Source organism: Paraburkholderia silviterrae, from assembly GCF_004353915.1.
Classification (GTDB): Bacteria; Pseudomonadota; Gammaproteobacteria; order Burkholderiales; family Burkholderiaceae; genus Paraburkholderia; species Paraburkholderia silviterrae.
Window position 1 is genome coordinate 68,061 of sequence record NZ_SMRP01000007.1, and the last position, 20,623, is coordinate 88,683.

Below are 20,623 nucleotides of genomic sequence, written 5' to 3' on the forward strand. Positions count from 1 at the left end.
TGAGCAGCCCTTGGCTGAACGGAATTTGGGCGCCGGATCGCAGCCCATCTTCCCAGTGTATTCCCGAGCCATCAACGATCAAATCATACGTGCGTATAGATTTCACGGCGGATTTCACATCGGGCTCGGGCGCACGCGGCGTGCCACACCTTGCATCGAGCGACTACAATAATTCAACGCGCATGCACAAGCGGTCGTTCACGATGGAAAGTCCCGAAATGCCCATGGTCTATGTCGTCGACGACGACGAGCCGATGCGCGACGGTCTGGACAGGCTGCTGCGCTCCGTAGGCCTGCGCACCGAGCTGTTTGCCACGCCCGAGGCATTCCTTGCCGCGCACCGCCCGGATGTCCCGGGTTGCCTCGTCCTCGACGTGCGCCTGCGCGGCACGAGCGGGCTGGCATTGCAACAAGAGATCGCACGCCTCGGCGTCGAGCTGCCCATCATCTTCATGACGGGCTATGGCGACATTGCGATGTCGGTAAGGGCCATGAAAGCCGGCGCCCTCGACTTCCTTGCCAAGCCGTTTCGCGATCAGGATATGCTCGACGCGGTCGCCAATGCGCTCGCGCGGGATCGTGAGCGGCGCGTGCGCGACGCCGCGCTGTGCACACTACGCGATGCATACAACTCCCTCACGACTCGCGAGAAAGAAGTGCTAGGCCTGGTGTTAAGCGGGCTGATGAACAAGCAGATCGCTGCGGAAATTCACCTGAGTGAAATCACTGTCAAGATCCACCGCGCGCAGATCATGAAAAAGATGGGCGCGAGCACCGTCGCGGACCTGGTGCTCAAGGCTGCATCGCTTGGCATCCGGCCCACGCGCTAACCGTCTTGTGCGTTCGCGGCATCGCCGTCGCGAGTGCCCAGATTCTGCGCGGGCAACACGAACTCGAAGCCTGCACCAGGGGGAGCGACTTCAATGGAAGCGAGTGATCCTCCATGTGCCTCAATGATCGAGCGGCAAATCGAAAGCCCCATGCCAAGACCATCGGCCTTTGTCGAATAGAACGATTTGTACAGCACTTCGGCATCGACGCCTGCGAGTCCCGGCCCGTTGTCGACGATGCTTACGCTCACCAGGGCGGGCTCAATCGCCCGGATGATAATGCGAATCCAGCGGCGCCGACCCGTGACCCGACGCAGCGCTTCGATGGCATTGAGCAGCAGGTTGAGAAACACCTGCTGAAGCTGCACCCTGTCGGCCACCACCATCGGCAACCCGCTCGCAATGTCGCACTCGAGTGCGACTGAGCGGTTATGGATCTCCCGCTGGAGCAACACCAGCGTGTCTTCGACCAGTTCGGGCAGTGAAACGAGGTTGCGCTCAGTAGGCGCCCGCTTTACGAGGCTACGCGCGTTTTGAATCACTTCGGTCGCCCTGTTGCCCTGCGCCGCGATGCGCTCGAGCGCCGTTGCGACTTCACCCAGATCCGGCTCGGCTCGACGCAGCCAGCGCAACGCCGCCGTGGCGTTGACCATGATCGCGGCGAGCGGTTGATTGACCTCGTGCGAAATCGACGCCGCCAGTTGCCCGAGCGTGTGCACGCGCGTGACATGTGCCAGCTCGTTGCGGGCCAGTTGTAGCGCCTGTTCGCGGTTCTCGCGCTCGGTGATGTCCAGCGTCGTGCCCACGTAGCGAACCGGATCGCCATTGCCGGTTTGCAGTTCTCCGATCGCCTGGAAATGCCGTACCACGCCCTCGGTCTCCAGTCCGCGAAACTGGATACGAAATCCGCATCGGCGCTGCACGGCATCCGCGAGCGAGCGCGAGACTGCGTCCCGGTCCTCGGGATGCACCGCCGCCATGATGCTCTCGAGCTTCAGCGGCCCGCCATTCAGGCGGATCCCCAGCATCAGCAGCAGTTCGGCCGAACACGCCACCTCACCCGACTCGACGCTCCAGTACCAATTCGCCGTGCCACCTATGCGCTGCGCTTGTGCGAGCGCCGCTTCATTCTCCCGCAGCATCGCCTCCACGCGCCTGCGCTCGCGGTTCTCTTCGTAGACGTCCGCGTACAGTTGGGCGACCTCCATCGAGATCGCAGCTTGTGCTGCGATCATCTCCAGCACAGCGATTCTGCTGGCCGTCAGTTCGCTTGTCGCGCTCCGGTGTTCCAGATACAGCACGCCAAGAGGCTGCCCGTGCTTCACGAGCGGCAAGCAGAGCACGGAAAGCACACGACCCGCTTTGAAATACGCGTCGCCTGCGTAGCGCCGCTTGATCGCGGCCGCATCGAGCACGACCCGCTGAAGAGACGCCAGCGCACCGTGGAGGAGAGACAGAGGAAGCGAAGGCGCCGTAACTGCACCGTCGGCGAGATCCACCGTCACCGCAGCGCCTTCGCGCGTGGCTGTCGCCACCACCTCGAGCCGCCGCCTGCAACGCGCGAGAGCGCCGAAGTCGGCGCCCGACCAGGTGAGCGTGGCTATCATCAGCTTTTCGATCAAGCGCTCCACGACCACCTCGCTCGACAGCGTACGCGTCGTCTCCATCACAAAGCGCGTGTCCTCGTCGAGCGGCTGGACTTTCGGCAAACGGTTCGCGTTGTCCTCCACGTGCCAAGGGCCGGTCCGCGCATTCTCCATTTGCGCTGCTTTCGCATGGGCGCCCCATTTGAGGAAAGCCTGGCTGGCGTGCTGCACGTAGCTGTCGGCCAGGACTTCGAGCCCCCGTTCACGGCAAAAGCCAGCCGCGCGCTCGAGCGCGATGCCTTCGTGATGCAGGAACCCATTTTCCCTCGCACGCCGAATAGCCGACTCGTAATGCTCGAGCGCTTCAAGTGGGTGCCCATCGAGACGCGCCGACTCGGCGCGCAACAGGTCCAGCTTGTCTGCAAATGTCGCCTCGCACGCATCGGCCCACTGCGCTAACTTGTCCAGCGACGTACGCAAGCGAGCGTGCCTGAGCCGCCGGTCCTCTTCGTCAGCCACGTCTCCCATGTCCGCTGCACCGGCTTCGGCCGGTGTGCCCAGCAGGGCCGCGCACGTCAGCCCCCAGAAGAAGTGGAAGTCGAACAGCTGGAAAAAACCTGGCAACGACCAGACGAACGCCTCGGCCTGGCGAAAAGCCCTCTCAGCCTCGTCAAACTCACCCGCCAGGCAACGCGTCTTGCCTTTCATCACCCAGTACATGCAACACAGGCTTGCGTTGGCGCCTTGCGCGAGTTCGCGCTCGAACGCTGCCTCGCTGAACGTAGCGCTATCGAAGCAGGACGGCCTGAGCGTTCGTCCGCTCATGGCATCGATAAAACACAACTGGACCACCAGCATCTGCGCCCCATCGTGATAGCCCGCGCGCACGTTGAACAACCGCCCCGACTCCGCTTCGCGCCGCGTCTCGTCGAGCGGCGAGCCAATCGCCAACATGTTGGTCACGAGCAGGCTACGCACCGTACAGGCGATATCGAATTCGCCCGACTCCTCCGCTGCCTCTCGCGCCAGATGGATCACCTCAAGTGCCCGATGCAGCGGCTGCGTCCAGTAGCTGACCAGTTCGAGCCCGACCAGCGTTTTCGCCCGGACGGCAAAGAAACCTCGTGCATTGACGATTTCGTTTGCGAGCACGCCGAAACGGTAGCCCTCCTGATAGTGGCCCAGAAAGTCGCCGATCACCATGCCGAAGGAGCTGAATGCGTGCGCCGAGTTCTCAGACAAGCCATGATCGAGCGTCAGTTCGACCAGTTTCGCAAGGTGCAGCACGAACAGGTTCGGGTTCGTATAGAAGGTGGGCAGCAACAGGACAGACAGCAAGTCCATTGCCCTTGCGATCTCCGGGTCATCCATGTCTTCCAGCGCCGCCAGTGCCTCGATCTCGCGAGCACCGAGTTTGCGAAAGACGGCCTCGCATGCGTCACGCGCCTCCTGCCCCGAGGGATATTGTGGCAGCACCATGCCGTAGCAATCCTTAAGACATTGCAGCGCAATGCCTGCGGCCTGTTCGTTATGCGACTGCAGGACATTGAGCGTCACTTCGATGAGCGCCACTTCAACGATGTCGTCCTTCGCGAGGCGGATGCCATGCAGTTGGTCGATCATTTGGCCCGCGAACCCAAGATCGCCGGCAAGCAGCGCGCAATGTGCGGCTTCGCGGCAGAGCTGCACATGCAGTGGATGCTGGAACCTGGGGTCGTCCTGCTGCATCAGGCGCCGCCCCGCGCCGAGATAGTGGCCGGCCGCGACATGTGCGCCCGAGGCTTTCGCCTGGCGCGCGGCGTTCAGGTTGCAGGCGGCCGCGTCGAGCCGCGCCGCCGTTGTGCGCAACAAGGAAGTCGCGCGGTTCAGGTGATCCGCGACGTCGAAGTGCTGTGCGAGGCTCGCCGGCAATGTCCTGAGCCAGCCGGCGATCGCAAGATGCCGGCCCGCACGCTCCTCAGTCGTCTGCATCGCATCGACAGCTTCCTGAATACGGTCGTGTACGAACAGGTAGTCGTCGCCCCGAGGCAGGATCAGGCCGGCGCTCACGGCGGGCCGCAAGCGCTCGCGCAGTGCGTCGTCATCGAGGCTCACGATGCGCCCCAGCACAGGCGCCGCCGCCACGTTACCCATGCAGGCGAAGTAAGCGAGCGTGTCGCGCACGTTCGCTGGCAGCCGGCTCACACGCAATTGCATCAACTCGGGCAGGTCGGGCGCATCGGCGGCGGCGCCAAACGCGTCGAGGTCCCAGTTCCAGACCCGGCTTACGGTGTCCTGCGCGATGAGGCGCTCGTCCGCGAACTTCCTCATCAACTGGATCGTGAAGAGCGGGTTACCCTCTGCGCGCGCATAGAGCAGCTCGACGAGCGGCCCCATACCACTGGCTCCGCCCGCGTCGACACCAAGCATGTCGGCGACGAGATCGGCGACGGCACTTCGAGACAGGGGCTCGATAGGCAGGCGATGCAACGCGTTGCCATCCGTACGTGTGGCAGACAGCGTTGCATACAGATCCCGATCGCTTGTAACTTCCCCTTCGCGGCTCGCGCCGATGAACAGGAGCCACTGAATGGCACGGCGTTCGAGCATTTCCGTCACGAACTGGACGGTCGCGGTATCAGCCCATTGTGTGTCGTCGAGGAAAATTACGAGCGGATGTGAAGCCTGCGCGAAAACGCCGATGAAGCGCGCGAGAACTTCGTGCCAGCGCATGCGCGCCGCGTCTGGACTCGCCTCGGGTGCCGGGCGCGGGTCGCCGAGGAGCGCGCGTGATTCGGGGATCGCTTCGGAGATCAACGCACCAAGCTGGCCGACTGCTGCCAGCGCATCCCGGCGCAGCGGTTCCAGATCGCGGCCCGAGGCGACCATCGACGCCACGAGATTTCCGAGCGCCTCGTTGAGCACGCGAAACGGCGATTCGCCGCGGCCCTGGTCGAACTTGCCGGTTGCCACGCGCCAGCCGGCATCCCTCAGCTCACTGCAGACGGCGTCGATGAGGACGGACTTGCCCGAGCCTGCCCCGCCGGTAACGAAAACGGATGTGGGCCTGCCCTTGCTCGCGACCGAGCCGGCCAGCGACTTCAATGTTTCGACATGTGCATCGCGGCCGCGCAAGCGATGCGGCCGGTTCAGCGGCGGCGGCGTGTCATACGCGCCAAGCGCGAAGGTTGGAATGGTTCGCGACTTGCTCAGCGCATCGAGTCCGCACAGCAGGTCGGCCTGCACCCCGCCGGCGCTCTGGTAGCGGTCATCGGCCTCGGGTTCCAGCAAGCGGGTCACGATCTGCAGCAATTGGCTCGGGACGGTCTGTCCTCCATCGCCAGGCGGGGCGGCGTTGCGCTCGCATGAGGGTAGCGGAAGAAACCCGGTCAACAGCTCATGCAACACGACGCCGAATGCGTAGAGGTCCGCGCGGCAATCGACATAGCGATACGATCCCGGCGTCTGTTCGGGCGCGCGATAGACGGCACCCGAATCGAGCTCGGGCTCGGGCTCGGCCTCGCTTCGCGACTTCTCGGGCATGAAGCGCACGCGCGTCGCATTGCTAAAGCCGGTGATCCAGGCATGGCGCAGATCGGCACTGACCAAAATCGTACGAGGACTTAACGCGGTATGCGTAATCCCCTGCGCGTGCATGCCCTTGATCGATTCAATAATGGCGAGCGCGAGAAGCAGCCGCTGCACCAGATCGAAAGATCTTGCGCCAAGAGCGTCAAGAAGGTCTCCACCAGGATCCTCCACCGCGAGCGCGAGGGTGTTTTCGTGATGGGTGAGGCCAAGCGGCATGGCCGCCCACGCCGCATCGAGTTGTGAGGCCAGCGCCAGTTCATTCCTGAAGCCGGCGTAAATCGACTTCGACGGCGATACCGCGGAAGGGACGAACAGGAGAACCGGCTGCGATCCGCCAGTCAAGCCACGTTTCACCGTGAGCGTGTCCGACCTGATCACTGCCAGTTGAACAAACGTGCGCAGCATGATTTGTCAACCTGGACTCGTGAATGGGCGCTGCGATACAAGATCCCGCCATGATAGGACGAAAATCGCCATACCCGTCGGGTTGCGCTTTGCGTCTCGATGAAGAACGCCCAACAAGTACGTTTGTGTCCGGTCATTTTCAAAGAAAAAGCGAAACTGTTTTTAGTGCGGTTTATTCGCTGGCATACCCCTCCAACATTTCCTAGAATCTGGACATTGATTACTGATCAACATCGTTGACATCATGAAAATCGATCGTCTTGATCACTTTACGGTTCGTACTGCAAAACTCGCCGAGACAACAACGTTTTTCGAGCAGGTCGCCGGCTTGAAGGTGGGACCCAGGCCTCCCTTCAGGTTCGATGGCCGTTGGCTCTATAACGGCGAATGGCCGATTGTCCACCTTGCAGCCAACGAACCTTCCGAAGGTGGACTGCACGCGTATCTCGGTACACGCGATATCGACCGTGATGGAGGCTCGGGTGTTCTGGATCACATCGCGTTCCGATGCGTCGATCTTCCTGCTTTCGAGGCACGGCTGCGCGCACTCGGCATGGGCTATCGCGCGCGGACCGTTCCGGCCCAGCATGAGTATCAGGTGTTCGTCGTCGATCCGAATGGGATGACCATCGAGTTCATCTTCGACTCTTCCGAAACAGCGTCCTGGGACGGCAGCACGGAATATCCGTCGGAACGGCCCTGAGCTATCCCGTACGGCTCGTTTCAGTCACGAGCACACAATGGAGGCAACCGTGAATCATCGCACCGAAAGCGCCAGTTCTTTACAGGCATCCTGGCTGCCGTCAGCGCGTCTCGCCGCACTGAACATCGTTTTGCCGCGGCCGGCAGCTCCGGTGGGAGAGTACGAGCCTTGGGCGCGATACGCAAACCTGATAACCACATCGTTTCAGCTCCCGTTCGAGAACGGATCATTGCCCTACATCGGACAACTCGGCAGGAACGTCACAGCAGAAGAAGGCATGGCCGCCGCGCGGCTGTGCGCATTGAACGGCCTCGCGAGGCTTGCCGAAGCCGCTGGCTCAATCGACAACATCCGCCTCATTCGCCTCGATGGTCATATTGGCTGCGCACCCACTTTCGGGGATATGCCAGCCGTGCTTGACGCCGCCTCCAGGTTGATTCATGACATCCTCGGCGAGCGCGGCCGACATGCGCGCACATCCCTCGGCCATCACGTAATGCCGCGAGACGTGCCCGTGATGCTGGGCTTCTTTGCCGAAGTGGTCGATGCCAACTGGAAACCAGCATGAGCCGCGATGGGGTCAAACCGGATCATGATGCGTCTATCCCCTTCTCCTGGCGCCATGAACTGGTGCCGGGAGCCTTGGCGTACATACCGCAAGCCATGCTCACGGCCCCTGCGAGCCATTGAGCCATTCGAAATAAGCGCCTGATATCCCAGCGCCCTCCTGAACCTGATTGCTCGATTCGTCATAGCAAAAAATATCATCGAGCACTATCCACAATTTATTTTGCATTCCTACGCTTCAATTACATGGAGATTACACCTGTTCCTGTCGTCTATATCATTGACGATGATGAACCCGTCCGGGACGGTCTGAGCCGCCTCTTGCGCTCAATCGGGCTACACACCGAAATTTTCGCAACACCGGACGAATTCCTCGCCTTCCAGCGACCGAACCGTCCGAGTTGCCTCGTGCTCGACGTCCGCCTGCCTGGCAAGAGTGGTTTGGTACTCCAGCAGGAATTCGCGCAGCTCGGATTGCGCATGCCCATCGTTTTCATGACGGGCTATGGCAACATCGAAATGTCCGTCAAGGCGATGAAAGCGGGCGCAACGGACTTCCTCGCCAAGCCCTTTCATGATCAGGACATGCTTGACGCGGTCACTGCCGCGCTCGCTCGAGACAGCAAACGTCTCGCAGCCGAACAGTCGCTCGCTCCGTTGCGAGACGCCTATACACGTCTGTCCGAGCGAGAAAGGCAGGTGCTTGGGCACATTTTGAGCGGGCTGCTTAACAAGCAGATCGCTTGCAAGATGAATTTAAGCGAAGTCACGATCAAGATTCATCGTCGAAAAATCATGTCGAAGATGGGTGCGCGCTCCGTTGCTGAACTCGTTTTAATGGCGACTTCGATCGGCATCGGACCAATACGCTAATTGTCAGACTCGCCCTTAGCAAGCTACCGATCGCGAGACACCGAAGCACACGAACGGCGCTGAACCTCACGCAGACGACGCGATATGCGTGCAATTCTTATACGTTGCGTGCACCTGAAGAAAACACTCTCGTTCCAATCCTGTCGAATAGGGGAGCAACCGCAAGCTCCTCGTAGCGTACCCCAACAAGCATCACAGGTACCGAACAGGCATCGGAGAAACGGGATGAAATATCGAACTCTTGCCGTCGCTACGGCAACGCTGATCGGAAGCGCCGCGCACGCCCAGAGCAGTGTGACACTGTACGGCCTGATCGACACCGGTCTTCTCTACAGCAGCAATGCCCGTTCCAACGCGGCGAATCCTTCTGCCGGCGGCGGGACACAATGGCAAGAGTTCAGCGGCGGTCTCAATACACCTCGCTGGGGCCTGCGCGGGGCCGAAGACCTCGGTGGTGGAATCAGCGCCCTATTCTTGCTGGAAAGCGGCTTCAACTCGGCAAATGGAACGCTCAGGAATGGTGGCGATCTATTTGGCCGCCAGGCATGGGTCGGTCTGAGAGCGAGCCAGTACGGCACGCTTACGTTGGGCCGCCAATACGACTTCATGGTTTCGTATCTCGCGCCACTAAGCGCAACGGGCTCCGGATTTGGCGGCAACCTTGCCGATCATCCATACGACAACGACAATCTCAACAACGATATGCGCCTGAACAATTCGGTGAAGTTCAGCAGTGTGTCGTTCAACGGACTGAAGCTGGGCGCGATGTACGCGTTCTCGAATGCGGCAGGCGAGATCGCCAACAACGCGGCATACAGCGTAGGGATCAGCTACACAGTCAGCCACGTCAACCTTGCAGCAGCCTATCTGCAGATCAATCGCGATCCGAATGCACAAAATCCGAACGGCGCGGCCAGCACCGGCGATGGCGATGCGTTGACGATCGGCGGCTTGCAGAGAATGTTCGGTGTTGGGGCACAGTACGTGTTCGGCAAGTCGTCGGTCGGCATCGTGTGGACCCATTCGTCCACCGACAGCGTGTCGAGCCTCTCGTTCGGTGGCAGCACGAGCAACGGTGTGCTGCCGGGGCCGTCGAACGGCGCCGGGAATTACATCAAATTCGACAACTTCGAAATCAACGGCCGTTACTTCCTGCGTCCCAACCTGAGTCTCGGTGCGTCGTACACGTACACGATGTCCACATTTACATCTTCGCGCGGCGGTGCCAACCCACACTGGAACCAGGTCATGGCACAAGCCGATTATCTGCTCTCGCCGCGTACCGATGTGTATGTCGAGGGGGTTTATCAACGTGTTGGCGGCGGCAACGGCATCAATGCCTTCGACGCCGGCGTCTTCACGCTCACACCCTCGACCAACAATCAGCAGGTTGTGCTAGCCGTTGGCCTCAGACATCGCTTCTAGTCGCGTGTGAAGCCCGAACTACGCACCCGATGCCGTCTGCTTACGGATGGTTGTACATCGCATTCCAGTCGGACTTCGACACCATCGGCTGACCTGCGTCCGACGAACCGCTCGTGACACCACCGTAGCCGCTGTTCGCCGCAGCGCGTTGTTGGGCGGCTACAGTCGCCTCGGCGGCCTGAATCGCATCGGGGTTGTGCGCGTTATCGCTGTCGCCCACGTGATATCCGGACTTCTCGAGTTGAACAAGTTCGGCACGAACCTGAGCACGGGTGACCGGGGCATTCGACTGAGCGAACGAGGCAACCGGCACGACAAGGGCCAAAGCGAGTGAAACCGATTTGATCAGGGACTTCATTTTCTATACCTCCGCTGAATTTAGTGGTTCGGTGCGACGCCTTGTCTGCAACCGATGACTGCAGTCTAGGAGGTTCGTCCATGGTGGTTAACCCCTGAACGTCAGAAGCATTCTTTCTCCCAATCGCAGAATCTTTGGCACTCGATTCGTCGGCTTTACTAAATGCAGTTTCGTGAGCCATCGGCTGTATCGGGACTCGCTGTCTCGATAGAGTCATATGACCGGGGATCATTGCGATCCCCACCTGATGATGCGACACAGCCCCATGAAAGCACTTGTACGTTACCTCTCGATCGTCGCCGCACTCACTGCTCCGATCGCTGCCCTCGCTCAACAAAATGGCCCCGTCACGCGAGCACAGGTCGTCGCCGAACTCGTTAAGCTCGAGAACGCCGGCTACGATCCGCACGCTACCAACGACCCTCACCACCCGGGCAACCTGATGACCGCAGAAGCCCGGATCACCGCGACGAATGCGCAAAGCGGCGTTTCTCGCGACGGCCGTCCCGGAACGGCAATTGCCGGCAGCACTGCTTTGCCGCGATAACAAGAGCTTCGTCCGCCCGCCGACATGGGGGACGATAGGCCGTCGCGTCGGATTGATCAGGCAGACTCCGGGCAACGACGTCTTTCGCAGATCTCACAGCAAGTCTGCGCCGGAATTCCCCGTCGGCTGGTTCAGCATTAGTACTCCACGATCAGCATCCGATTTATTTCGATGTGAATGGGTACATGTAGGTAGTCAATGGCTCAACTCAGTGCAAGGTTATCCATGCTGCCATCAATCCGGACTACCAAGCTAAAGAGAGCTTTCGTGATATCCGTCTTAATCTTGAGAATCTATCTGCCTAGACTATAACCACTGATTACGAACAGGGTTGTTCGTAGCAGAACCAACGTAAAGTCTGGAGGTAGTTATCATGAAATCGCTGATTCAATCCGTTGCTCTTGCCGCTATTCTTTCGGCTCCCATTGCCGTTTTTGCTCAGTCGACCCAGCCCATCACCCGAGCGCAAGTCCGCGCCGAACTGGTCCAAATCGAAAAGGCAGGCTATCGCCCTTCTGGCGAAGATCCGTATTATCCGGCCGATATTCAGGCCGCTGAAGCCAAGGTCGCCGCACAGAACGCCGCTGCAGATGTCGGTGGTGTTGCGAACGGCTCTTCGGATGCCGGTGCCCCGGCCGACTGGAAATCGCCGTATGGTCACCACTAACCTGTCAGGTCGTCGCCCGAGCGACGGCAGGGGCCCTTTGCCTCCCGTCCTCGGGCATCGCTCTATACCAGAGAAGTCCATATGCTGCGCCACGTAATCAACTTTCCTGGCGAATCGGCAAATTATCCGCTATACCTCATTAAGTTCCGCTGCGCATAAGTCGTTCTGGGTTAGGTCTGTACCCTGAAGTAGTCCTAAATCTTGCACCTCAAAGCGAACACCTTCCGCTTGCTGTTCGCCGAATACGATCAGACATCCTCGAGTTCTTTCAACAACACAAGGGACCTTCCAGGTTGCGCGATATGAGACAAAAAAACTCCGGACGATCAATCCTGCATTTGAACCCTCCCCTGAAAAAAGTCGTCACTTACGGCGTGACGACTGCGCTTTTTACGCTCGTCGCTGCCCCGGCGTACGCACAAAGCTCGGTGACGCTCTATGGCATCGTAGATACGGCCATCCGCTATCAGACCAATGCCGGCCCAGACGGCAAGGACCAGGCCGCCATGACGGTCGGCCCGGAAACCAATAGCCGGTGGGGCTTGAAGGGCACAGAAGACCTGGGCGGCGGATTGTCCGCCCTCTTCCACCTTGAAAATCAGTTTTACGCCTATAACGGCCGATTGAGCACGCCCAACACGCTCTTCAGTCGCCAGGCGTATGTGGGCCTGTCGAGCGAGAAATACGGCACGCTAACCTTCGGCCGTCAATATGCGCCGCTCTACGACACGATGGGCGATATATTCGATCCGCTGACCGTAGGCAACTACTGGCAAGATAGCTGGGTGTGGAATGGTATCGGGCCATACCTTACCATCAACAACTCGGTGAAGTACAACCTGACGTTCGACGGCTTGACCCTTGATGCCATATACGGCTTCGGCAACCATGCCGGCGCGATGGGCCTCGACAGCACCTACGGCGTGGAACTGTCTTATGCGCATGGTCCCGCAACGCTCGGGGCAGGCTTCCAGCAGACTTCGGTCTCATCCGCGAACGGCAGCCTCGTCAATGGCGCAAAGATCAATATGCTGCATCTCAGCGTGGCGTATCAGGTAACGTCTACCATTCGTCTGTTGGCCGGCTGGCTACACTCGCAGGATCAGACCGGAACGACCGACGTCGACATGCAACAAGCGGGGGCGCCCAAGCTTCCCGGCAGCAGCCCGAACCGCATCGACGACGCGTTTTATGTAGGCGGAAACTGGCAGGCGACAAACCCACTGATGATTACGGTGGCCGGCTACTACGACCACGCGCGCAACGCGCAGCGACTCGATGGAACGCTAGGTGTCGGCATCAACTATTCCGCTACGGTTCTTGCGGAGTATTCGTTCTCAAAGCACGCCGAAGTCTACGGCGCCGCAGACTTCGCGCGTGGCAACGGAGCATTTTCCGCCGACTACCCCGGTTCAACCAACCAGGCCGGCATTGTTGATAGCGTGGGTCGCACCAACAATGTTGGGGTGGCAGTCGGCGTGCGCAAGATTTTCTGATGGTGGATCGAGTGCGCTTCAAGTTGCGTCGAATGCGGCAGGGTTAGTCGCTATGCGGGTGCGCTCGCTTCGTCGAGCAACTTCAGGTCGTCAGTTGAAAGCTCGAGCTGAGTTGCCTCGGCAAGGCTCGTCAACTGCTCGACCGAGGTCGCGCTGGCGATGGGCCCCGTCATGCCGGGCCGCGCCATGATCCACGCAAGCGCCACGCTCGCGGGCACGGTTTCGTTTCGCTTTGCGACCTCCACGAGCGCGTCCACGATGCGCAATCCGCGGCTATTGAAATATTTGTCCAGCAGCGCGCTGCGCGAGCTCTTTGCGGCATCCGCCTTCGAGCGGTACTTGCCGCTCAGAAAGCCGCTTGCCAGGCTGAAATACGTCGCGACCGCCAACTTGTTTCCCACTGCGACCGGCTCCAGATCTCGCTCGTAACTTTCGCGATCGTACAGGTTGTATTCGGGCTGGAGGATCTGATACGCGGGCAGTCCCGATTCCGTCGAAACTTTCAGCGCTTCCGCAAGCCGTTTTCCTGTGTAGTTCGACGCTCCGATCACCCTCACCTTACCGGCTTTGATGAGCTTGGCATAGGCCCCTAGCGTTTCTTCGAATGAGGTCTTTGCGTCGTCGATGTGCGAGTAGTAAACGTCGATGTAATCCGTTTTTAGACGACGCAACGAATCATTAACGGCCGCTTCGATGTTGGCCGCCGACAAGCCCGGGTGTGCGTCCCACATACCGACCTTTGTTGCCAGCACGATCTTCTCGCGTTTGCCACCTTGCCTGAGCCATTTTCCGATGATGGTCTCGGACTCACCGCCTTGATTGCCGTCGACCCAGTACGAGTAGTTGTCGGCGGTGTCGACAAAGTTCAAGCCGAGTTCGACAAATGCATCAAGAATCGAAAACGAGGTGCGCTCGTCGACCGTCCAACCAAAGACGTTGCCGCCGAAGACAAGCGGCGCCACCTGCAGGTCCGATGTTCCAATAGTACGCTTTTGCATGTTTTCTACCTCCAGAAGCAGGGTGATACCAGTTAGGAAGTATAGGCGTGAATTTGTACCCCGCTTTGCTCGAATGGGAGAGCGCATGCCGGGAACAGTACTCGATCGTGCGATTCCTAAAAAATTGGATAAAATGTGGAACGGCTGTTTTGATCCGATGTGACATTAGCCGTCAGCAATCGCATATTGGTCGCCTAATTGACGTGTCAAGGTCGTATGAGGCTAAATCGCGCCGAACTAAATTGATCGCATACCGAGTCCACATTCAGATCCCGCACTAGTCGCAGACCTTTCCACCTCTGCCCGGTAACCAGGCGCTGAACGACCTCCACCATCAGTCGCAGCACCAGAGCCGCTGCACCCGATAGCGGGACCTCCGAAAGCGCCGAAATATTGACCGTACGGCTAATGCCCGGGTCGAATGGGACGGCAACGGCCACGCCCTGATTGACGTGCCGCGCAAGCGCAGACCACGGAAGGATGGACTCGTATTGCCCGCTTGCGACAAGATCCACAATATTCGACAAGCTATCGACCTCAGCCGCAAATTTTATTTTGATGTTCCTTGCTGCGCATCTTTGCTCAAGGGTGGAACGGATAAAATGCGGTCGACAAGGCAGGATAAGGTTCGACTCCGCAAGATCTTCAAGCGCAGCTTCATGCTTCTTCGCATTGTTCGATGAGGCTGCACAGACCATGTAAAAGCTCTCCGCACCCACGTGGAAGTGCTTCAGTTCTTTATGTGGGCTGGCTTCGAACATGACCGCAAAGTCCAGGCGACTTGCCAGCAGTTCCTCGGCAAGCGATCTGTTCGGGCTGGCGCCGATACGCAGATGGATTCCCTGATAGCGCGCACGACACTCCTCTACCAAGGGTACGGAGAGTATTTCAGCGACGCTGCTCGGAAGGCCAACACTGACGACTCCCGTCGGCAACTCATGCTTGAAGTTCACTTCTTCCCGGGCCGTGTCGAACTGCTTGACAATGACCTGAAGACGACCCGCTACGATCAAGCCAGCCTCGGTTGGACGAACGCCTTTAGAGGTTCGATGGAGCAGAACAGTGTTGAACTCGCTCTCCAGCGCCGCTATCTGCTGGCTCAAGGCTGACTGGGTCAGACCAACCTGTTCGGCTGCACGCGAAACGCTGCCCAGACTGATTACCCTCAGGAAGTTCTGAAAAATTCGCAGATCAATCAACTACGTCGCTCCTTAACCCGCCTTGCTCCATCGAACAGCGTCGGCTTCGTCCCATAACAGCCTATTGCGACGCTTCTTCCGCCTGCACAGCCTCACTCTCAAAGCAAACGCGCTCCGCCATCAGAGCATCGATCGCCTCGACATCCAAACCACGTTCACCGAGGATTTCGCGCGTGTGCTCGCCCACCTTCGGTGCGCGTGAAATTGCCGGCGAATTCTTGCCATTGAAATGAATTGGAAACCCGATGGTCTTCAGCATCCCTCCTTCCGCGGCCTCAGCGTCAATCACCATCCCAATGGCATGGGTCTGCGGATGATCCAGCGCCTCGCCTACTGACTGGACAGAGCTGGCAGGCACGCCAGCAGCCGTGAATAGCTGCTCCCAGTCCGCGCGGGACTTCTGCTTCAAGGCGCCATCCATAAGAGCAGCCAGTGCTTGCCTGTTCTCCAGTCGATCCTTCGCGCTCGCAAAACGTGGGTCTTGCGACCATTCGGGATGTCCGACGATGCTCGCAATCCGCTGCCAGATCGAGTCGTTACCTCCACCTAGGGCCAGTTCGCCGTCAGCGCACGTATAAGTCTGGTATGGCGCAATCACCGGATGCGCCGTTCCCAATCTGGTCGGCACAGCGCCGCCTCCGAAGTGCATCGCTGCGTACCAGTAAAGATATTGTGTCGAGGCCTGTAACAGGGAGGTCTGGACCCACTGACCGGTACCGCTGCGGAGTCGATGAATATACGCAGACAGCGTACCGAGGCACGCCAGAATGCCTGCGTTCACGTCAGCGAGAGGAACACCGGGCTTAACCGGCCGGCGATCGGCCTCACCTGTGACATGGATTAGCCCGCTGAACGCTTGCAACACCAGATCGAACCCGCCGCGATCGGCCAACGGCCCCTGGCTCCCGAAGCCATTGATCGAGACGTAGATCAGCGCCGGATTCACAGCCAGCATATCGTCCGGGCCCAGACCCAATCTTTGCATCGTCCCCGGGCGAAAATTTTCGGTCACGACATCGGCATCTCTGACCATTTCGAGCAGGAGCGCCTTGCCTCGCTCCGTTCGGATATCCAGTGCGATGGACTTCTTCCCTCGATTAATCGTCTGAAAGGAGCGCGAGACCTCGCCTTGAGCACCGGAATTGTTGTACGCTCGAGCGTCGTCGCCCTTTGGAAACTTCTCGACCTTGATCACCTCTGCCCCAAGGTCTGCGAGCATCAGTCCGCAAATTGGCCCGGCCATGATCTGCGAAAGCTCGAGTACCTTGACGCCCTTTAGTGGCTGTTGTGCAAGATCCATCGTCAAGCTCCCTGAAACTGCGGTTTGCGCTTTTCGCCCCAGGCCTGCAGCCCTTCCTTTAGATCTGCGCTTTGGAGACTGCGAACGAAACCTTCTCGGGCATACACTTCGTCGTACTCTTGCCGGGCCACCTGGTTCAGAACCTGTTTCATTCGTTGCTGAACCGTGGGGGCTTGCGCCAGCAGCCGTTGCACAAATGCATCGACAGCGGGCCCCAACCGGTCTGCGTCGTGCACCTCGTCGAGATAACCAATGCGGAGCATCTCCTCATATCCGATCGTACTCGAACTCAGGAAAAGCTTTTTCGCAGGCCCAAGGCCCAGACGACTTACCCAACGCCGCAGCCCGTGGGGGTAATAGTGGAGGCCGAGTCGCGCCGCCGGCATGAACATCTGAACACCCGTTCGACCGAAACGAAAATCGCATGCCAAGGTCAGGTCCGTCGAACCGCCATAGACCGGTCCGGTGACCTTCGCGATGGTGATGGGGCGCAAATTCTCGAGGCGATCAGTCAAGACTTCGAAATCCCGCGCGCCTTGGTCAGACTCCGAAAGAATCCCAAGATGAAATCCTGAGCTGAAAGACTTTTCATTGCCTGAGAACACCAGAATCTTGACAGTGGGATCCGCCTCGATCTGGTCGAAGTGAACATGAAGCGCCTGGATATCGTCGGGGTGAACGCGATTATGGACACTTGGCCGATTGAATGTAATGTCAGCTCTCGCCCCGACAACCTTCAAAAGCGGAGTCGTTTCAATGTCTTGAAGGCCAGTTTGCGTCAAATCAGTCATGGAATTCTCCTATAACGGTAGCTTCTATGTGTTGGCCGACATCGGCAGAGTGTCCGCTGCCCCGTCGTTCGGTAGCGGCTGCTGTTGCGCCGAAGTCAGTTTCAGGCGTAATGTGATCAAGGCCCCCACCAGCAGAATGCCGATGGTGATGTAGAAAGGAACCATCCAGCTTTTCGTCTCATCGAGCACGAAACCGAACAGGAAAGGGGAAATAATGCCCGCTATGCCACCGCCAGCGTTCATGATTCCACTTGCGGTTCCCGATGATTCGGGTGCGATGTCCATTGGCAAAGACCATGCCGGAGCAACCGTCAGTTCCAGCAGGAATAACCCGATTGCGAGACAAAGCGCGGCGGAATTGACGCCCCGGAAAAACATCAGTCCGCTCAAGCAGGCAGCCGAACCGAGCATGCTGAACACGATCAGCGCTTTGCGAGCGAACGCCAGATTCCTTGACTTCCTGTACAAGCGGTCGGTCAACAGGCCTCCTATGAGATCGCCCGCGACGCCGGCCATCAGCACGCCAGCCGAGTAAGCGGCGGCTGTCTCCAGGTTGAGGGAAAAAGCCTCCTTCATCATCGACGGAATCCACGAGAGATACATCCAGATGCACCATGCGTAACAGAAGTACAACGCGGCAACAGGAAGCATCTTGAAGATCAGATTTCGCCATGCTTTAGGGTTCATCTTGCCGTTCGAGCGCGAGGCTCCAGGCGTCATGGATTCCGTTCCAGTTGTGTCGGATTTGATGGGGGTACCGTCCCGGTAAAGGACGACCCACGCCACGCTCCATGTAATACTGAGAACACCTAGTACATAGAACGGCTCGCGCCATGAGCCCATCGCCATCAAGGCGACAACCAGAGGCGGCGCAATGCCTGTCCCGAAACGCGAAGCCGCGTGAGTCAGCCCTTGCGCGAAACCCCATCTCGAAGCGGGAATCCATTGTCGGATCGCTCGCGTTGCCGCCGGGAATGTTGCACCCTCCCCGATGCCGAGCATCAAACGCGCCAAGCCCAGGGACACAAATCCGCCAACTAATCCGGTCATGAAAGTGGAGATCGACCAGATCGCACCAAAGAGAAAAAGTGTCTTTCGTGCGCCGTATTTGTCGGCCATCCAACCGCCCACAATTTGAAACGCGGTGTAGCTGTAGCCGAAGCACGCAAAAATAAAGCCGAGTTGAGTGTTACTCAGCTGGAACGCCACCTTGATTACCGGTGCGGCGGTACTCAGATTTACTCGATCTATATAGGTAATAAGGTAAGCAAGGCACAACATGCAAAGGACTATCGTCGAACCAAGGCCTTTCCGCTTAACTATGTCAATAGCCATGCTTTGTCTCCATATAGATATCGGTGTGGCTCATTAACGGCCCCATCCATCTCTTCACGTACAAGCCGATCCTACTTCCCCGTCGGCTATTAATCCAATTGATAGTTCTTTTTGATCAAGTAGCGTTTCTTATGGCTGAAACATGAAGTGCGCTCCGTCCGGAGCGCACGCTGCGACGATATTGAAGGGGGGGGGCTCTCTGGTCGGAAGGCACTTGACAAGCCATTCGACAAAGCGGTTCTCCACCCATTACGAACGGCTGTACATTGCGTTCCAATCAGACTGCGAGATCGTCGGACGCCCCGAGTCCAACGCACCCGTCGCGGTGCCGCCATATCCACCCGTATTGCCGTTCTTCGCCGCGATCCTCGATTCGGCGGCTTGAATCGGTGCTGGATATCGCGTTTGGTCGCCATCGCCAACGTGATAGCCGTTACTCTCGAGTTGAATCAGTTCAGCCCGCACCTGTGCTCGGGTAATAGTTGTATCGGTTTGGGCGAAGGACGCCGCCGGTGCGATGAGTGCAGCAGCAATTGCAATGGATTGGATCAGGGATTTCATGATTAATACCTCCATAGATTTTCGTTAATCGGTGAGACGTCATGTCTACAACCGATGATTCAAGTCTACAGCGATCTACTCATGCAATTAATCCCCGAAAATCCGAAAACATATTCTTCTTTTTACATTGAATTTCTGAAATTTCAGCTCACGAAATGCGAACCGTGACACCCATGCCGGGATGTTCTCTCGTGGTATGTACGGACCATCATTCATCCCGTTGCAATAGAAGGAAGCTTTATGCGATTGCGGTTGAATCGGGTAGGATTTGTAGCATGTTGTAAAGTTATTCCGATACGTGGCTGTATCAATCGCGGGCGATGGAACACGCTAGCCTGACGAGCCACATGCGCGACTGGAACAGCCACGCATGTGGAGAGAGATAAGGCGCAAGTCAGACAATCTTGACGAGGTGCGTCACTTGAAGCGTGGCACGTGTCGCCAGTACACCGGCAAGTCTTTTGAATGCCGGGCTATCATCATGTTGCCGAAACGCGGCTTCGTCGCTCCAGCGTTCGAGCATGACAAAGCGATGCGATGCCGTTGCGTCGCGGTGCAGCTCATATTGCTCACAGCCGGGCTCTTTGCGCACCTCGGGCACCGCCTCCTCGAGCGCCTGGGAAACGGTGCCAGCGTGTTCGGGAACTGCCTCGATTACAGCGACGATGATCTGCTTGCTCATGATCTCTCCTTCACTCGGGAATGGCCGTCAGATATCCGTAAAGATCGCCTTGGCCGGCAGCCGCGATTTGGGCAACGTCCGGTTGAAGTCGGCCTCTGCACTATGGCCAAGCGCCACCAGAACGACGCTCGAAAACCCGTGCTCGCGCAGACCGAGTTCGCGGTCCAGCACCTGGGCGTCGAATCCCTCCATCGGGCATGCGTCGATCTCGAGGGTAGCCGCACCGAGCAGCAGCGTTCCCAGCGCCAGATAGACCTGCTTCTCCATCCAGTGCTGTGCGTCCTTCAGGTCGTATCGATGCGTGTTCACGAAGGATTGACGCGAATTCTGTTGCGACTTGCGCGCATCCGGAATGATGAAGCGCTCATCCCGCTCTTCCTGCTCGAGCACAGCCTCCAGGTGGGCGGACGTCATCTGCTCCCGCGCGCACAGCACGATTACGTGCGACGCATCGAGGATCTTGGGCTTGTTGTAGGCATAGCGTCCTTCGGCTGCGGCTGCAATCCGCGCCTTGCCCTCGGGACTCGACGCAATGACGAAGTGCCACGGCTGCGAATTCACCGAGGACGGGCTGAACCGAATCAGTTCTCGCAGTTGATCGATCTTCTCTTGAGGAATGGTTCGGGTCGAGTCGAATGCCTTAGTAGTACGACGCGTTTTGGCGAAGTGTGTGATATTCACGATGGTTTCCTTGACACTTGAGGGGAGCGCGGCGGCCTATGCCGGCACC

The 20,623-nt window shown here is 58.7% G+C and carries 18 protein-coding genes; 8 read left to right on the forward strand and 10 right to left on the reverse strand.

Translation table 11 applies throughout. From position 1 onward, the window contains the following. Nucleotides 1-224: 224 nt before the first annotated feature. Complete coding sequence (locus EYW47_RS16285) at nucleotides 225-830, forward strand: response regulator transcription factor (protein ID WP_338117828.1); 606 nt, start codon at nucleotides 225-227, stop codon at nucleotides 828-830. Here EYW47_RS16285 and EYW47_RS16290 read toward each other — a convergent pair. Further along, nucleotides 827-6,391, reverse strand: coding sequence for a trifunctional serine/threonine-protein kinase/ATP-binding protein/sensor histidine kinase (locus tag EYW47_RS16290; RefSeq protein WP_133195871.1), 5,565 nt, complete (start codon nucleotides 6,389-6,391; stop codon nucleotides 827-829). The two genes, EYW47_RS16285 and EYW47_RS16290, sit on opposite strands and share 4 nt — an antisense overlap. Nucleotides 6,392-6,635: 244 nt before the next feature. Between EYW47_RS16290 and EYW47_RS16295 the strand changes: the two genes are divergently transcribed. The 4 genes from EYW47_RS16295 to EYW47_RS16310 all read left to right on the forward strand — a co-directional run bounded on the left by EYW47_RS16295 (nucleotide 6,636) and on the right by EYW47_RS16310 (nucleotide 9,959). Further along, nucleotides 6,636-7,094 carry a VOC family protein gene (locus tag EYW47_RS16295; RefSeq protein WP_133195872.1) on the forward strand — a complete coding sequence of 153 codons (459 nt, stop codon included), beginning with the start codon at nucleotides 6,636-6,638 and terminating at the stop codon, nucleotides 7,092-7,094. A gap of 49 nt (nucleotides 7,095-7,143) precedes the next feature. Next, a complete protein-coding gene (locus EYW47_RS16300; protein WP_240763742.1) occupies nucleotides 7,144-7,662 on the forward strand; it encodes an Atu1372/SO_1960 family protein in 519 nt (172 codons plus the stop codon). 245 nt (nucleotides 7,663-7,907) lie between these two features. Continuing rightward, the gene (locus tag EYW47_RS16305; protein WP_133195874.1) at nucleotides 7,908-8,534 is read left to right on the forward strand and encodes a response regulator transcription factor; all 627 of its coding nucleotides are present in this window, start codon (nucleotides 7,908-7,910) and stop codon (nucleotides 8,532-8,534) included. Between the two features lie 225 nt (nucleotides 8,535-8,759). Next, nucleotides 8,760-9,959 carry a porin gene (locus EYW47_RS16310; protein ID WP_133196064.1) on the forward strand — a complete coding sequence of 400 codons (1,200 nt, stop codon included), beginning with the start codon at nucleotides 8,760-8,762 and terminating at the stop codon, nucleotides 9,957-9,959. Nucleotides 9,960-9,999: 40 nt separating this feature from the next. Here EYW47_RS16310 and EYW47_RS16315 read toward each other — a convergent pair whose 3' ends face one another. Further along, the gene (locus EYW47_RS16315; protein ID WP_133195875.1) at nucleotides 10,000-10,317 is read right to left on the reverse strand and encodes a DUF4148 domain-containing protein; all 318 of its coding nucleotides are present in this window, start codon (nucleotides 10,315-10,317) and stop codon (nucleotides 10,000-10,002) included. 265 nt (nucleotides 10,318-10,582) lie between these two features. On the opposite strand from EYW47_RS16315, the gene EYW47_RS16320 reads away from it, so the two are divergent. The 3 genes from EYW47_RS16320 to EYW47_RS16330 all read left to right on the forward strand — a co-directional run bounded on the left by EYW47_RS16320 (nucleotide 10,583) and on the right by EYW47_RS16330 (nucleotide 13,027). Next, the gene (locus EYW47_RS16320) at nucleotides 10,583-10,864 is read left to right on the forward strand and encodes a DUF4148 domain-containing protein (protein ID WP_133195876.1); all 282 of its coding nucleotides are present in this window, start codon (nucleotides 10,583-10,585) and stop codon (nucleotides 10,862-10,864) included. Nucleotides 10,865-11,237: 373 nt separating this feature from the next. Beyond that, nucleotides 11,238-11,531 (forward strand): DUF4148 domain-containing protein, encoded by a 294-nt coding sequence (locus EYW47_RS16325; RefSeq protein WP_133195877.1) that lies wholly within the window; start codon nucleotides 11,238-11,240, stop codon nucleotides 11,529-11,531. Nucleotides 11,532-11,881: 350 nt separating this feature from the next. After that, nucleotides 11,882-13,027, forward strand: coding sequence for a porin (locus EYW47_RS16330; protein WP_240763755.1), 1,146 nt, complete (start codon nucleotides 11,882-11,884; stop codon nucleotides 13,025-13,027). A gap of 50 nt (nucleotides 13,028-13,077) precedes the next feature. Here the strand turns inward: EYW47_RS16330 and EYW47_RS16335 are convergent, their stop codons facing one another. The 8 genes from EYW47_RS16335 to nfsB all read right to left on the reverse strand — a co-directional run bounded on the left by EYW47_RS16335 (nucleotide 13,078) and on the right by nfsB (nucleotide 20,574). Continuing rightward, the gene (locus tag EYW47_RS16335) at nucleotides 13,078-14,025 is read right to left on the reverse strand and encodes an aldo/keto reductase (RefSeq protein WP_133196065.1); all 948 of its coding nucleotides are present in this window, start codon (nucleotides 14,023-14,025) and stop codon (nucleotides 13,078-13,080) included. Between the two features lie 206 nt (nucleotides 14,026-14,231). Next, complete coding sequence (locus tag EYW47_RS16340) at nucleotides 14,232-15,224, reverse strand: LysR family transcriptional regulator (protein WP_133195879.1); 993 nt, start codon at nucleotides 15,222-15,224, stop codon at nucleotides 14,232-14,234. A gap of 61 nt (nucleotides 15,225-15,285) precedes the next feature. Next, nucleotides 15,286-16,524 carry a CaiB/BaiF CoA transferase family protein gene (locus EYW47_RS16345; protein ID WP_133195880.1) on the reverse strand — a complete coding sequence of 413 codons (1,239 nt, stop codon included), beginning with the start codon at nucleotides 16,522-16,524 and terminating at the stop codon, nucleotides 15,286-15,288. Between the two features lie 2 nt (nucleotides 16,525-16,526). After that, nucleotides 16,527-17,315, reverse strand: coding sequence for an enoyl-CoA hydratase/isomerase family protein (locus tag EYW47_RS16350; protein WP_133195881.1), 789 nt, complete (start codon nucleotides 17,313-17,315; stop codon nucleotides 16,527-16,529). Between the two features lie 24 nt (nucleotides 17,316-17,339). Continuing rightward, nucleotides 17,340-18,650 (reverse strand): MFS transporter, encoded by a 1,311-nt coding sequence (locus tag EYW47_RS16355; RefSeq protein ID WP_133195882.1) that lies wholly within the window; start codon nucleotides 18,648-18,650, stop codon nucleotides 17,340-17,342. Nucleotides 18,651-18,899: 249 nt separating this feature from the next. Next, nucleotides 18,900-19,211, reverse strand: coding sequence for a DUF4148 domain-containing protein (locus EYW47_RS16360; RefSeq protein ID WP_133195883.1), 312 nt, complete (start codon nucleotides 19,209-19,211; stop codon nucleotides 18,900-18,902). A gap of 394 nt (nucleotides 19,212-19,605) precedes the next feature. After that, nucleotides 19,606-19,893, reverse strand: coding sequence for a putative quinol monooxygenase (locus EYW47_RS16365; protein WP_133195884.1), 288 nt, complete (start codon nucleotides 19,891-19,893; stop codon nucleotides 19,606-19,608). A 27-nt stretch (nucleotides 19,894-19,920) separates the two neighbouring features. After that, nucleotides 19,921-20,574: an oxygen-insensitive NAD(P)H nitroreductase gene (gene nfsB, locus EYW47_RS16370; protein ID WP_133195885.1), complete on the reverse strand. Its 654-nt coding sequence runs from the start codon at nucleotides 20,572-20,574 to the stop codon at nucleotides 19,921-19,923. Nucleotides 20,575-20,623: the final 49 nt, after the last annotated feature.

Excerpts from the sequence above, each read along its gene's own strand:
- EYW47_RS16285 (WP_338117828.1), top strand. The coding sequence starts at position 225 with ATGGTCTATGTCGTCGACGACGACGAGCCGATGCGCGACGGTCTGGAC.
- EYW47_RS16290 (WP_133195871.1), bottom strand. The coding sequence starts at position 6,391 with ATGCTGCGCACGTTTGTTCAACTGGCAGTGATCAGGTCGGACACGCTC.
- EYW47_RS16295 (WP_133195872.1), top strand. The coding sequence starts at position 6,636 with ATGAAAATCGATCGTCTTGATCACTTTACGGTTCGTACTGCAAAACTC.
- EYW47_RS16305 (WP_133195874.1), top strand. The coding sequence starts at position 7,908 with ATGGAGATTACACCTGTTCCTGTCGTCTATATCATTGACGATGATGAA.
- EYW47_RS16310 (WP_133196064.1), top strand. The coding sequence starts at position 8,760 with ATGAAATATCGAACTCTTGCCGTCGCTACGGCAACGCTGATCGGAAGC.
- EYW47_RS16315 (WP_133195875.1), bottom strand. The coding sequence starts at position 10,317 with ATGAAGTCCCTGATCAAATCGGTTTCACTCGCTTTGGCCCTTGTCGTG.
- EYW47_RS16320 (WP_133195876.1), top strand. The coding sequence starts at position 10,583 with ATGAAAGCACTTGTACGTTACCTCTCGATCGTCGCCGCACTCACTGCT.
- EYW47_RS16325 (WP_133195877.1), top strand. The coding sequence starts at position 11,238 with ATGAAATCGCTGATTCAATCCGTTGCTCTTGCCGCTATTCTTTCGGCT.
- EYW47_RS16335 (WP_133196065.1), bottom strand. The coding sequence starts at position 14,025 with ATGCAAAAGCGTACTATTGGAACATCGGACCTGCAGGTGGCGCCGCTT.
- EYW47_RS16345 (WP_133195880.1), bottom strand. The coding sequence starts at position 16,524 with ATGGATCTTGCACAACAGCCACTAAAGGGCGTCAAGGTACTCGAGCTT.
- EYW47_RS16350 (WP_133195881.1), bottom strand. The coding sequence starts at position 17,315 with ATGACTGATTTGACGCAAACTGGCCTTCAAGACATTGAAACGACTCCG.
- EYW47_RS16355 (WP_133195882.1), bottom strand. The coding sequence starts at position 18,650 with ATGGCTATTGACATAGTTAAGCGGAAAGGCCTTGGTTCGACGATAGTC.
- EYW47_RS16360 (WP_133195883.1), bottom strand. The coding sequence starts at position 19,211 with ATGAAATCCCTGATCCAATCCATTGCAATTGCTGCTGCACTCATCGCA.
- EYW47_RS16365 (WP_133195884.1), bottom strand. The coding sequence starts at position 19,893 with ATGAGCAAGCAGATCATCGTCGCTGTAATCGAGGCAGTTCCCGAACAC.